Source organism: Halomonas sp. SIMBA_159 (genome assembly GCF_046536035.1).
In the GTDB taxonomy this organism is placed as follows: Bacteria; Pseudomonadota; Gammaproteobacteria; order Pseudomonadales; family Halomonadaceae; genus Vreelandella; species Vreelandella venusta_A.
This window is the reverse complement of the sequence record NZ_JAWJBT010001050.1, coordinates 1-255: the sequence shown is the minus strand read 5'-3', so window position 1 is coordinate 255 and position 255 is coordinate 1. Positions and strand designations below refer to the sequence as shown.

The following is a 255-nucleotide window of genomic DNA, read 5'->3' as shown; positions in this document are numbered from 1 at the left end:
ATCGCATGGTGGCCGATCTCGTCGCGCAAATGGGCGGCGCGTACCCTGAACTGAAGGACGCACAACAGCGCGTGACCGACGTGCTGCGTCAGGAAGAAGAACGCTTCTTCGAGACGATCGAGCACGGCATGTCGATTCTCGAAAACGCGCTGGCCGACCTCGAAAAGAAGGGCGGCAAGACACTCGACGGCGAACTTGCGTTCAAGCTGCACGATACGTATGGCTTCCCGCTCGACCTGACCGCCGACGTATGTC

At 60.0% G+C, this 255-nt stretch carries 1 protein-coding gene; it reads left to right on the top strand.

Annotation, left to right across the window (positions count from 1 at the left end):
* Positions 1-255: alanine--tRNA ligase-related protein (locus tag R0J87_RS22485; protein ID WP_498889100.1), on the top strand; the 255-nt coding region annotated here is incomplete at both ends.